Annotated in this window: 14 protein-coding genes and 1 pseudogene; 6 read left to right on the top strand and 9 right to left on the bottom strand. The window is 45.5% G+C overall.

The annotated features are described in order from the left end of the window. Window positions 1–519: 519 nt before the first annotated feature. A protein-coding gene (locus tag PUR_RS02680) for an IS630 family transposase (protein ID WP_442953824.1) occupies window positions 520–1,564 on the bottom strand; the annotation gives its coding sequence in 2 pieces (ribosomal slippage) (window positions 520–1,059 and window positions 1,061–1,564; 1,044 coding nt in all). Between the two features lie 480 nt (window positions 1,565–2,044). Between PUR_RS02680 and PUR_RS26470 the strand changes: the two genes are divergently transcribed. Further along, window positions 2,045–2,413, top strand: a complete 369-nt coding sequence (locus tag PUR_RS26470; protein ID WP_179033909.1) for a recombinase family protein — start codon at window positions 2,045–2,047, stop codon at window positions 2,411–2,413. Here PUR_RS26470 and PUR_RS02670 read toward each other — a convergent pair. Further along, window positions 2,328–3,242 carry a transposase gene (locus tag PUR_RS02670; protein ID WP_442953752.1) on the bottom strand — a complete coding sequence of 305 codons (915 nt, stop codon included), beginning with the start codon at window positions 3,240–3,242 and terminating at the stop codon, window positions 2,328–2,330. The two genes, PUR_RS26470 and PUR_RS02670, sit on opposite strands and share 86 nt — an antisense overlap. 56 nt (window positions 3,243–3,298) lie before the next feature. On the opposite strand from PUR_RS02670, the gene PUR_RS26465 reads away from it, so the two are divergent. Continuing rightward, complete coding sequence (locus PUR_RS26465; RefSeq protein WP_442953856.1) at window positions 3,299–3,421, top strand: hypothetical protein; 123 nt, start codon at window positions 3,299–3,301, stop codon at window positions 3,419–3,421. Between the two features lie 84 nt (window positions 3,422–3,505). Here the strand turns inward: PUR_RS26465 and PUR_RS26460 are convergent. Further along, a pseudogene (locus tag PUR_RS26460) lies at window positions 3,506–3,619 on the bottom strand (transposase); the annotation flags it as partial. A gap of 164 nt (window positions 3,620–3,783) precedes the next feature. On the opposite strand from PUR_RS26460, the gene PUR_RS02665 reads away from it, so the two are divergent. The 3 genes from PUR_RS02665 (at window position 3,784) to PUR_RS02655 (ending at window position 5,962) form a co-directional block, all read left to right on the top strand. After that, entirely contained in the window at window positions 3,784–4,089 is a 306-nt protein-coding gene (locus tag PUR_RS02665) for a hypothetical protein (protein ID WP_232101689.1), read from the top strand. Window positions 4,090–4,109: 20 nt separating this feature from the next. Beyond that, window positions 4,110–4,283 carry a hypothetical protein gene (locus PUR_RS02660; RefSeq protein WP_179033908.1) on the top strand — a complete coding sequence of 58 codons (174 nt, stop codon included), beginning with the start codon at window positions 4,110–4,112 and terminating at the stop codon, window positions 4,281–4,283. A gap of 248 nt (window positions 4,284–4,531) precedes the next feature. After that, window positions 4,532–5,962 (top strand): radical SAM/SPASM domain-containing protein, encoded by a 1,431-nt coding sequence (locus tag PUR_RS02655; protein WP_179033907.1) that lies wholly within the window; start codon window positions 4,532–4,534, stop codon window positions 5,960–5,962. A gap of 79 nt (window positions 5,963–6,041) precedes the next feature. On the opposite strand, the gene PUR_RS02650 is transcribed toward PUR_RS02655, so the two are convergent. From PUR_RS02650 to PUR_RS02625, 6 genes are all read right to left on the bottom strand, one after another. Further along, window positions 6,042–6,797 (bottom strand): MurR/RpiR family transcriptional regulator, encoded by a 756-nt coding sequence (locus PUR_RS02650; protein WP_179033906.1) that lies wholly within the window; start codon window positions 6,795–6,797, stop codon window positions 6,042–6,044. A 116-nt stretch (window positions 6,798–6,913) separates the two neighbouring features. Next, window positions 6,914–8,599, bottom strand: coding sequence for an alpha-glucosidase (locus tag PUR_RS02645; RefSeq protein WP_179033905.1), 1,686 nt, complete (start codon window positions 8,597–8,599; stop codon window positions 6,914–6,916). Window position 8,600: 1 nt separating this feature from the next. Continuing rightward, window positions 8,601–9,023, bottom strand: coding sequence for a PTS sugar transporter subunit IIA (locus tag PUR_RS02640; RefSeq protein WP_179033904.1), 423 nt, complete (start codon window positions 9,021–9,023; stop codon window positions 8,601–8,603). Between the two features lie 30 nt (window positions 9,024–9,053). Next, on the bottom strand, window positions 9,054–9,872 hold the full coding sequence (locus PUR_RS02635; protein ID WP_179033903.1) for a PTS system mannose/fructose/sorbose family transporter subunit IID: 819 nt from the start codon (window positions 9,870–9,872) through the stop codon (window positions 9,054–9,056). Continuing rightward, window positions 9,865–10,668 (bottom strand): PTS mannose/fructose/sorbose/N-acetylgalactosamine transporter subunit IIC, encoded by an 804-nt coding sequence (locus PUR_RS02630; protein ID WP_179033902.1) that lies wholly within the window; start codon window positions 10,666–10,668, stop codon window positions 9,865–9,867. The genes PUR_RS02635 and PUR_RS02630 overlap by 8 nt, the downstream gene beginning before the upstream one ends. 22 nt (window positions 10,669–10,690) lie before the next feature. After that, the gene (locus PUR_RS02625; protein WP_179033901.1) at window positions 10,691–11,167 is read right to left on the bottom strand and encodes a PTS sugar transporter subunit IIB; all 477 of its coding nucleotides are present in this window, start codon (window positions 11,165–11,167) and stop codon (window positions 10,691–10,693) included. Between the two features lie 412 nt (window positions 11,168–11,579). Here PUR_RS02625 and PUR_RS02620 point away from each other — a divergent pair, with 412 nt between their 5' ends. Next, window positions 11,580–12,038 carry an SRPBCC family protein gene (locus tag PUR_RS02620; protein WP_179033900.1) on the top strand — a complete coding sequence of 153 codons (459 nt, stop codon included), beginning with the start codon at window positions 11,580–11,582 and terminating at the stop codon, window positions 12,036–12,038. Window positions 12,039–12,073: the final 35 nt, after the last annotated feature.

The raw sequence follows: 12,073 nt of genomic DNA, 5'->3' as shown, positions 1-12,073 counted from the left end.
TCCCCACTTAGAGATTAAGGACATTACATCATAAGATTGAACACCAATAGATTGTATACCTTGTTTCATGACAGAAGCTTCGGAAGTTACAGGATGCGCCTGGGATAGTGTATGACCGACTTCATGAGTGGCATTGGATGATATTTCCGATGAAGTCATACCTTGAAATTCCATCTGGTTATGATAAATTGCTACCGTACTATATGCCCAACTATCAGATACTCCGACTATCTGACCAGAGGAATTATAAGCAGTCTGTTGTCCCAATACGCCGAAATTATTGGTAGTGCCAACAAAATATTTGTCTGGATTTCCACTGGTCGAGGTTGTTTTACCAATATCAACCGATGATGAAGCACCATTCCAACGAGATCGGGCTGTATCATATGCGCCCGTATAGCCATAAGAAGCAACAGAAGAATCATAGTATGCATTAAAAAATGCTGAACTTCTTCCTCCATACCAGATAGTTGCAAAAGAAGCTGTACTAAAAGCAACTATATATTCGGCATTTAATATTTAGAATTGAAGACATAAGCGTTCAACTGTGGCAGCGGGCGTTTCATTAATCAAACGGATAAATCCTTGAACAACTTTGCGAATTTTTTGTACCGAGTCGAAGAAGACATTATGAATTACGGATGATTTTAACCAGCCCCACAATTCTTCAATCATGTTCAAATTCGGACTATACGGAGGCAAATAAACCAAGGTGAGTTTGGCTTGATGTTCTTTTAAAAAAGGCTGGATGAGGTCTGCGTGATGAATTCGTGCATTGTCCAAAATCATCACGATTCGGTCGCCTTCATACTTTTCCAAGACGCGTTCCAGAAAGGACAAGAATTCTTTGGCGGTATACTGTTCTTCTTGTACGCAAAACACTTCGCCGGATTCATAATCCAGCGTCCCGATCAGCTTCGCTCCCCAATGCTTGCCGTAGGTGGGAATGATTTTTTGCTGCCCCTTGGGAAACCAGGTACGAGAAAGCGCTTGGTAATCCCGGATCATGGACTCATCTTCAAACAGAATCCGGTCGATGCGCCCAGCGAGGAGTTTTTTTTAACTCCTGAAAGTGTTCTTTGAATTCTTCTTGTTTCTGTGGGTCTGCTTTAGCCAGTGTGTAGGTCGGCTTCGTAAAGCTAAGCTTCAAACGGTACAAAAGGTCTCGTGTCCCTCGATCCGAATACCGAATATTCCACTTTTGTTCGATCCATTTCCGAACGAGTGGAGAAGTCCAGTTCATCTGGGAAGGAAATCCTTGATCCTCGGGCGTTTGATTCGTTATCACTTCATACACTTGTTGCTCTTGTTCAGCAGTTAACAAGCGATGTCGTCCTGGAGGACGTCCGATTTGTAGCCCCTGCATCCCTTGCTCTCGGTAAGCTTTGCTGTAGTTATATAAGGTCGCAACCGTTCGTCCTGTCACTTCGGAAATTCGTTCGTAGGATTCGCCAAGTAACAGCAGGAGGATCGTCTGATACCTTTCGTGCATCCGTAAATCTTTGTTTATTTTCATCGCGGCTTTGATTTCCAGAATGGCTGCTGCTTTGTGTTCTTCTGCCACACCAACTCGTACACTCATTTGTATCGTCTCCAATAATCATCGTATTGAAGACTATTATACTGGAATTTATTTCTTTGTGGGTTGTGCATGATCGCTCAACTCAATTTATTTTTCGCCGGGTATATACACTAGATAATATCATACCAATAATAAACAACTTTTTCGTAGAGATTAATGATTTTTTCAAGCTCGCACCACCTTTATAGATTTAAATACATTTGTTTATACTGATCTAATTAGAAATTGAAATCACACCTTTCCCAGTTTATTTATAGATAACATCAGAAGAACTTGGAACACGATTTAAATCTATCGTGATTCCGTGGTTTTCATATGTAACTACCATTTTCAAGCATTTATGATCGAAATTAGAATAATTTAGAGGTATTGTACCCTATAAGTTCCTATTAATCTACCTTATATTCAATATTTTTCAAAATTATTATATTATTTTACATAACCATACTTCGAACTCGTTGCATGATGGAACATAAGCTTGTTTTTAACGAATACGCAGACGCCGGAGTTTCTGGAAAATCCATCAAGAAGCGTCCAGCGCTTCAAAACTTGCTGAAAGACGTTAAGAGCCGAAAAGTGCAAGAAGTTTGGGTGTGGAAAACAGACGGGTCAGTTACTCCCCAGGCAAAGTCCCCAAAAAGGGAGAGCACTGAAAAAGTCGCGGTTGGTTGCGAACAGCAACCAACCGCGACTTTTTTGGGCTTTTCGCTTCTTTTTTCACCCCGGATTAGGGAGAATCCTCCCCTTATCCCGTGGTTTGCACACTCGCCAGCTTCACCATCCGCTTCGCATTTACAGCAATGGTCGTCAAGATGGCCTGGATTCGCATGAAAAGCAGACCTCCGCTGTACTGCATTTTTCCCAGGCCATGGTGCGTTTTCAGTTCATTGTTCTTTTGCTCAATCTTGTTTCGCTTCCGGTAGCGTGTCCGAAACCTCTCACTCTCGTGGTACTCGACCGCTTTTCGCTTAAATTCCGGCACCACTGGAACCGAATAGGTTCGGAAATCCCTGCCCGGTTCGTAGCAGCCGGCCTGCAGCGGACACGTTTTACACTTCTCCACGTCAAAATAAAAGGTTAGCCGTTGGCATTCTTTGCCGTCCTTCTCTCCCTTGCGGGTCTTGCGCACGCTGTGGTGTCCTGCCGGGCATTCCACACTTTCGCTGTCTTTGTGGTACACAAACCGCTCCCGCTGCTCACTGGACTGCTGGCCGTACAGCATCATGCTGTTCAGCTTAATGGTCGACGTTATATGTTCTTTCTCCAATTTTTCCAGGTTTTCAAAGCTGCCGTAGGCTTTATCCGCCAGCACTTCAGCCACCTTCACTCCGTCCTGTAAGGTTTGCTCTAGCAGCCCTTCAAACGCGGGACAATCACTTGCGTTCCCTGGCTCCACTTTCATCGACGTAACCAAGTCGTCTTCGGTCATCGCCACACTTTCCTTGTAGCCGAAAAAGGATTCCTTCGCGCTCTTCCAGCCCAATCGTGCGTCCGGGTCAATCGCTGACTGCACCCCTTTCCAGGCCAGTAGCCGTTCATCCTCCACAATCTTGCGGCTTTCTTCCAGGCGCTGCCCAAGTTTCCCTTCTGCATCCGGCACCAGCCTTTCCACCGCTTGGCCCAGTTCATCCAGATAACGGAGCGCCTGCTTCTCTTGCACCCGGAATTCTCCCTCGAATACCGGCATGGACGGGAGGTTTTTGAGCAGTTTGCTGTATGCTTTTTCACCGCCCGCTGCAAGCGGTGAGCGGCCTGTTTCAAGACTTGCAGCGGTTTGGAGGCTACATGCTTCGAGTGAGTATGCGTGGCGTCGATGAGCAGAGCCGGGGATTTCACTAATCCTTGAGCCACGCACTGTTTCACAACCTCGGCCAGTAGCGTCTCCACTTCACCAGCACCAATCTTGTGAATGCGAAACAGACAGAGCAGCGACGGGTCGGGCAATGGGTCTTCGGGATTTAGTCCAATAAACCACTTGTATGCCAGATTGACTTTGGCTTCCTCAATGACACGCTCGTCTGATAATAGGTTGTACAATTTTGAATAAACAGTGAACGAAACAGCATTTCCGGATCTTTGGCCCGGCGGCCCTAGTACAAGTCATACTGTTCTTGAACAAAAGACAGGATAAATGAAAAATCAATCAGTTAGTGGATACGGATAAGCTGATGATCCGGGGGGATCAGCCGATAAAGTTCACTATGAAAGGACAACGTTTGTTGTTTGTGAAGTTCCAGCATGTCATTCACCTCAACTCCAGTTTAACGGAGAAGTACCTTTTCTGCTGTGCCAAAGTATCAAAAAGGCTGACGAAGATTCGCCAACCCTTTTACCTGAATTTGGATTCGTTTTTCAGTGCTCTTCCCGCTTCATGGGTTGGCCCTTTTTTTGTTGCCGCCAGAGGTTTGCCAAGGACTACTTCAGAGGGCAGCGGAACAATTGAGTTTTCTTTTTTTCCAGAAAAAGGGTATGAAAATCCGGCTTATGTGAAAAAATGTACAATATAGCTAAAGACGAGGTGATAGTGATGAGTGAATTACAGGAAATCAAGGCTCTTCTGTGCGAATGCGGTCTCTCCAAGCACCAGCTTCTAAAAGAGCTGATTGATGCTGTCACGGACAGTAGGGGAATATGCGGGCAGTGTGAATCCGGGTGTATCAATTGTCAAATCGGCTGCAATACCGGACCTACGGCAAAGTGATGCGCTGGATTAAGGACTTTAAATCATAGAGGATGAGGTGACATTAATGAGTGGGTTAAAGGAAATCCGGGCTCTTCTTTCCGGAACAGGTCTCTCGAAGCGTGAGCTTTTAAGAGAACTCATTATGGATACGGTAACGGAGGATGAGGATGTATTAAGATGCACAGTGGGATGTTCAATGCGCTGCACATCATGTTCTCCAGGATGCTCTAACGGAGGAACAGTTAAATGATAGGGAGGTTATAATAATGGGACTTCTGCTAAGCCCAGAGGTGAAGCTGCGGCCTGACGGGGGAAGATCAATCCTGTTTACCGCCAATCCGGGGGATAGCCGGCAGGATGTGTTTAAATTTCTATTCCCGCAACAGGCTGTCATCCTCTCCTTGTTTGACGGGAAACGGGACCTGACTGCCGTTCGTGAAGCCGTGGCCTATATCTTCGATCTGGATAGGGAAGCAGCGTCTCGGCAAGTGGATGCCCTGCTGGCTGTGCGGGTAAATGAAGAACAGACCATGGAATCCTTGATCATCGAAGCTTCCGGTATCAACCCGGATCAGGCACGGATTTACGACCCCAAGACTTTTATCGTTCCGGAAGAGAAGATTGACATGGATGATACCCGGTGCAAAATGCCCTACACCCTGCTGGTACTCCCTACGATGCGCTGTGTGACCAGTTGCAGGTATTGCTATGCGGATCGTGAGGGTTTTAGAGGAAAACAGGAATTGGATTTAAATCTGTACCGCCGCCTGTTGCAAGAGGCCCGTGAGTGCGGTATAGAAACCGTCGAGTTCTCGGGGGGCGATTTTTTTTGCCGGGAGGATGCCTTTGATTTCATTGAGAGCACTCTGTCTGCAGGTCTGTATCTCAATATCCCCACGAAGTATCCTTTATCCAGAAGTATGGCCCAGCGGCTCGCGGCAACCGGACTATCCACCATCCAGGTTAGTATCGACGCGCTTAACCCGGAAATCATTGACCATCTCATGGGTCTTACCGGCTATGGGGAGAAAATACTGCAAACCCTCGATTACTTGGGTGAAGCGGGAATCAAGGTCCGCACCAACACGGTGCTAACCCCGGTTAACATCAAGGATGCCGTGTCTCTGGCGCGATATTTGATGGGCAAGCCTTATGTGCTGAGGAGCAACTTTACTTGCTACGGACGTTCCTTATATCGCCATGACGACAGCCTGTTCTGTTCGCCGGAGGATATCAAGATTTTCGAGAAAAAATTCAGCAAGATTAAAGAGGAATTTCCGGATAGAGTAAATTTCAGCGGCGCCAGTGATAATCCCTATGCCGGAGAGGAATCGTTAAGGAAGAAAAACTTTTGGGAAAGAGCGTATTGTACGGCTAACCGGCGCGGGGTTGTTGTGCTGCCCGACGGTAAGGTAACCATCTGCGAAGAGCTGTACAATCATGAGCATTTTATTATCGGCGATTTAACGAAACAGACGTTGCTGGAAGTGTGGAATTCGCCAAAAGCCCTGGAACTTGCTTACCCGGATCAGGCTGCCGTTTCCAACGGACCTTGCCAGGATTGCTCTGATTTCCAGCAGTGTCATGAAGGTCTCGGAAGATGCGTCAGGGAAGCTCTTAAAGCTTATGGATTGGATCAGCACTATGCTCCAGATCCCCGTTGTCCCCGGGCGCCTGTGGGCAGCCGTTTGGCGTAAAATCTAAAAACCCTTGATTCGTCACTCATTCCGGTGAATCAAGGGCCCCCTTTTGTGCCAAGCATGTACTGCAAAAAGCTTATTCATCAAAGAGTATGAACTCACGATATTTTCGCGCAATGACATCCAGTATCACTTCTAACCCAATCAACGAATGAACCCCTTGCTTCTGATAACTCGGCAATGGGGTTGCCTCATAAAAGAACGAATAGTCGGCATGCCCGCTCAAAAAGTTACTGCCAAATTTCGTAATGGCTGCAATCGTTACGTTTTTTATTTTTAACTCCCGGACGACATCCTTTATCATTTCGGTCTCGCCGCTGAACGATGTAAATATAACCAAATCGTCTTCCGTAATAATAGAGCTGTTAATCGCCAAGTTTGTCTCGCCTGAAATCAATATATTTTGTCGTGTCGCAATCATTAAATCCTTGGAAAATTCTTTAGTGAAATTATTCTGTGAGAAACCGGTGGCGTATAAAAAGACCATGCGTGCATTTTTCAACTTCACCAGGAAAGGCTGGAAATTTGTTTGCTCTATGTATCGGAAAATCCGGTCTAAATCCTGTTTTAATAATAGAGTCAAATCACTGGGCTCAAGTGAGGCTAGGGTCATGTCCGACCTGAGGGCATACTTTAATTCTGAAAATCCATGATACCCCAGCTTTTTTGCCAAGCGAAGCACCGAGCTTTTTGAACTCAGCATGGCCTCGCCTAATTCGACAATATTCATGTTAAGGACATCTTGGGGCCGATTGGTTATGAATCTTACCATTTCTTTTTCAGAATCGGTCAAATCGTCATAATTTATCTTTACTCGCAAGTCAAAATCCATATAGCTGCTCCTCGTTATGTAGTATTACTAAGTATCATCATCTATGAAAAACAGTATACCGTAAAAAAGACTAGTAAGAGGAGATTCTCTACTAGTCTAGTCCTATTATCAGTTCTTTATGCTTGAATATAATAAATTACCGCTTCATATGGGCGAAGCTCCAGATTACCCAGCTCTTTCCGGGTATCCGGATAATTGGATAGTAACAGTCTGCCGGATGAGTGCTTCAGCTCCTCAGGCAATTTATAATTGACTTTGCTCTCGGAGAAGGAGCAGATGACGACTAGCTTCTGCTGATCCAGGGTACGCGTATACCCGTAGACAGCGGAATCGTACGGATGAATCAGCTCATAGATTCCGTCAACCACGACCGGCAGCTCTTTCCGAAGACGAATCAGTTCCTTGTAATGGTAATACACCGAGTTTGGATCGGCCATGCAATCCTCCACGTTGATCCAGTCGTTATCCGGGCTGAAATCAATCCACGGTGTTCCGCTTGTAAATCCATAATTATCCGATCCATTCCATGGCATCGGTGTGCGCGCATTATCACGCGACTTCAAGAAGATGGACTCTTTGATGTACGCTTCCGGAAGTCCTTTTTCCCCAAATTCTTCCTTCATACAATAGGTTTCAATATCCTTATATTGATCAAAAGAATCAAAGCGGACATTGCGCATTCCCAGCTCTTCTCCCTGATAAATATAAGGCGTGCCTTTCATCATATGAAGGAGTGTTCCCAGCATTTTTGCAGACTCTACCCGATAGGTTGTGTCATTTCCAAAGCGGGTAACCGCTCGCGGCTGATCATGATTGCTCCAATAAAGGGAGTTCCACCCCCTGCCTTCCAGTTTGTCCTGCCACTCCGTCATGACGTCCCGTAAATCGCTCAGCTTGAAACGAATGTCCGAGAACTTTCCGTAGGGTCCGTAGTCCAGGTGCATGTGATCGAAATGGAAGACCATATTTAATTCTTCCCGATCCGGGTCTGTATATAAAATCGCTTGGTCACTATTGGTATTGGCTGTCTCGCCCACGGTCAAAATGTTATATTTACTCAATACCTCTTGATTCATTTCATGGAGAAATTCGTGAACGCGCGGCCCATTGGAGGCGCCGATATAATAGGATTTGGTATAGATCGCGTCATCCGGCGCATCCGGCCAATCCTGACGTTTGCTGATCAAACTGATGACATCCATCCGGAAACCGTCAATTCCCGTCTCAAACCAGAACCTCATCATATCATAAATCGTTTCACGAACCTTGGGATTCTCCCAGTTCAAATCCGGCTGTTCTTTAGCAAACAGATGCAGATAATATTGTCCGCGGCTTTCAACATACTCCCAAGCAGGACCGCCAAAAGTCGAGCCCCAATTCGTCGGTGCGCTTCCATCTTCTTTCGGATCTTTCCAAATGTAAAAATCCGAAAATTCATTGTCGCGGGATTCACAAGACTTCTTGAACCATTCATGCTGATCGCTTGTATGATTAACTACCAGGTCCATAATAATCTTGATATCCAAGCGATGCGCTCGATCCAGGAGTCGTTTAAAATCATCCATTGTCCCATATTCGGGATTAATCTTGTAGTAATCTGCAATGTCATACCCGTTATCCACCAGCGGCGATTGATAAATCGGATTCAGCCAGATCACGCTGATGCCCAAATCCGCTAAATACGGGAGCTTTTCAATGATTCCGTTTAAATCGCCTATGCCGCTCCCGGTTGTATCTTTAAAGCTTTGCGGATAAACCTGGTAAACGACACTTTTCTTCCACCAATCTTGTTCGTTCGCCATATTATTCATCTTCTTCATCATCTTTTGGCATATTGGCGACAAAGTCATTCACATACACTAACTGCTGTCTGGCTTCATTCACGGCAAACAGAATCTGATCCGCCGTTAAATATTCATCCTCCGGCTGCACCAGTACCGCAATGATAACCGGCAGATTGATTCCCGCGATAATATGAAAATGCGGACGGCTTAAATACGCTGCAAATGCCTGATTTACCGATCCCCCGAGCAGGTCCGTGAACACCACGACTTCATCATCTTCCCCTACATCCTCCAGCAATCGCTTGACTTCTTCCTTAACCGGTGTGTTGGTCAGATATGCTGAGAGGGCATGAACATTACCGATACCTTTAGTGATATAATTCAAAGTTTCTTTTACGCCTTCTGCCATTCGATCGTGGCTGGCTATGATAATTTTTCGCATAGGTTCGTTTCCTTCCTCTTTCTTTATCAATTAAACGCCCAAAATTCCAAGGTAAGAGCAGACTAACGCTAAACCAATAATCAAAAATATGATGCTTGTGAGGCCAATCTTCTTCGATCCGATCAGCTTATAGACGACAATGGTCAATACCGCCGGCAGCAGCGCCGGCATAATCTTGTCCAGAATTTCGGTTTGAATGGGCAGCGTGACTTCTCCCGTTTGATATTTAAGCTGAACATTCATTTTGACAACGGCTGGAATTAATGCGCCAACTACGGTTAACCCCATGATGGAGGCGGCTTCAGTAAAGACATTTAGTCTGTCGCCAAGGGCAGTGATTAATTTCAATCCGGAGGTGTGGCCCACATCGAACAATTTAATCCGGAAAATGAAGAAGACGATATTGAGCAGCAACCAAATAATCGCACCTGTCGGATTTCCCTGTAAGCCCATATATCCGGCAATTGATCCCATAATCGTTGGGTACAGTACCCAAACAAGCGTATCTCCAACACCGGCAAGCGGTCCCATCATCCCCGTTTTAAACGCTTGAACCGCATCCTTTGATTGGATGCCATCCTTCTGCTCCATCGCCACCGAGGCTCCCAGGAGGAGATTGGCCATCCAGGTCGTGGTATTGAAGTAGTTGAAATGATTATTTAAAGATGCTTTATAATCCTCATCATTTTTATGGATTTTGCGTAAAACCTTGTTCAGTCCAAACACTACCGCCGGAGCCTGCTGGTTCTCGTAATTAAAGGTGTTACAAGCCATGAACATATACCGGATGGCTGCTGACCGAATGTCTCTTTTCGTTACCTGATTTGTTGCCGGTTCTGTGTTACTCATCGAATTCGTCTCCTTCAACTGAGGTATTGCCGTTCCCCGCCGCAGCCGCCGCAGGTGTACTATTTATTTTTTGGGTGAAGAAATAATAGGCAAAGGCGAAGCCTAAAATGGCAATTCCCAGAATCGGCAAGCCCAGATACGCGGAAATCACAAAGCCAATCAAGAGCATCGTCAGGTATTTCTTCACTGGCATATACTGAAGCAGCAAGGCAATCCCGACTACCGGCAGCATGGACCCGGCTATGGATAATCCGTCTGTAAACCATTTCGGAACGACATCCAGCAGCACCTTCACGATCTTGTCTCCGAAGATTACACAAAGCAAGGTGGGGATTGCTGTAGTCAAACCAAAAATAAGAGGCCCAATCCAGAAAATACGGTTCATTTTGGCGAATTTTCCTTCGTTCAGCGCTTTTTGAGCCGCATGAGACACATAGGAATTGAGGATCTTACCCAGAACATCCAGTTGAATACCCAGCATTCCGACAGGTACCCCGACCGCCAAGGCAATGGCTTTTGCATTTTCAATATCACCGGTTGTGCGGAGGGCTACATAAATCCCGACAAGTGTCGCAAGACCGTAATTGGGCACCGAGGACCCGCCTATATTGGCTACACCCAGGGCCATCAATTGGAAGGTCCCGGCTATGACCATGGCCGTAGGGACATCGCCCATAATAAGTCCGGCAATCATTCCGATAATGGATGGGAACCAGGTCGTAATAACAAAACCCTGCTGGTCCAGAACCATCCAGAAAGCTAATGCAACAATGAGTATCGCTTGTATAATCTCCATGTTTTATCCTCTTCCTGCTTGGTTATTTGATATAGGTTTCCAGTGATTCTTCCGCATCTCCCGGCACAAAATGAAAGGTGACCGGAATTCCTTTAGCTTTTAATGCTTTTAAATCAGCTACTTCTTTTTCATTGACCGAAACCATCTTCTTGACCGTTGTTTTGCCTTCGCCGTCAAAGATGATTCCGACGTTTACTTTCGGAATTTGAACGCCGCCCGCAGCAAGCTTCAGTAACGTTTCAGGCTCCCGGACAACCAGCAAAACATTATGATCGTCATATTTTCCGGCATTGAAGTTGGTAATGGCCGTATCCGTATCAATGATCGACATCCCGGTCCCGGCAGGCTTGCTCATGCGCATCGCCGTTTTTTGGACTTCATCCTGACTTACAACATCATCCACGACCATCAGCCGTTTGGCTCTTGTATGTCCCGCCCACTGCGTTACCACAATTCCATGAATCAAACGTTGATCAATTCGCGCCAGTACGATACCCATATCTCTAATCTCCTTTTGTAAGTGTTTTCTTTATGGCCATGAACAGAGGATATCACCATGAGAAAACGCTAACAATACGTTTGGAGGAAGTTAGGAAAGCGCTTATCAAACCGGGAAAAGTATCAGATGTACGGGAAAATTCCCACAGCCCTCCAAGCGGGCGGCGCAAATAGAAAAACCCCTGATCCATCAGTATTTCTGACGAATCAGGAGTAAACGAAACGACCGCTCCCCGGTAGAATACCGGGAAACGGCCGCAGTCAGATTGCAGATTTGTTCTTGACAATAGATGATACATCATCTATCCTAAACACATAAATGATGTGTCATCTAATTTGGAGGATAGAACAAAATCCGCTTATTCATATATTTTCAGAAGAAAAGCTTGGCACGAGCAAAGGAGGAAGTAACAATGGATATTTCATTTAGCAATGAGCTAATCATTGACTGTACTGTGGCACGGGTTTATGAATTTTTAAGAAATGTGGAGAACTATTCATCTTGGAATTATGCTGTCATGACCGTAGAGCCGACGGGAGACCGTAAAGATACCTATAGATTGACAAGAGATTTAGTCCACTCGCAAGAAATAGAAACCATTACGGTCATTGAGGCTCGGACAGACCAATTCCTCCATTTGCAAGCAGCCGGCGGAAGATTTGATTACGAATCTAAATATGAGCTCAAAGCATTTGAAAATAAAACCATACTCGCTAATCATGTTATCATGAAGCCTTCCGGTGCCAGCGCTATTCTGCTTAAACTGCTAAAAGGGAATATACAACGTGAAGTAAATAATAACCTGTACGTATTAAAAACTCTGATGGAAGAGAACGGAAGCACTAATATTAAGGCAAAGGGGCTTCTCTAATGAAAAAAAGAACCTTGGGAGCATTGGGGCCAACT

Origin of the sequence: Paenibacillus sp. URB8-2, from assembly GCF_013393385.1 — a bacterium.
Lineage (GTDB): Bacteria > Bacillota > Bacilli > Paenibacillales > Paenibacillaceae > Paenibacillus_AQ.
The sequence above is the reverse complement of the archived record's forward strand: the minus strand, read 5'-3'. Positions and strand labels throughout refer to the sequence as shown.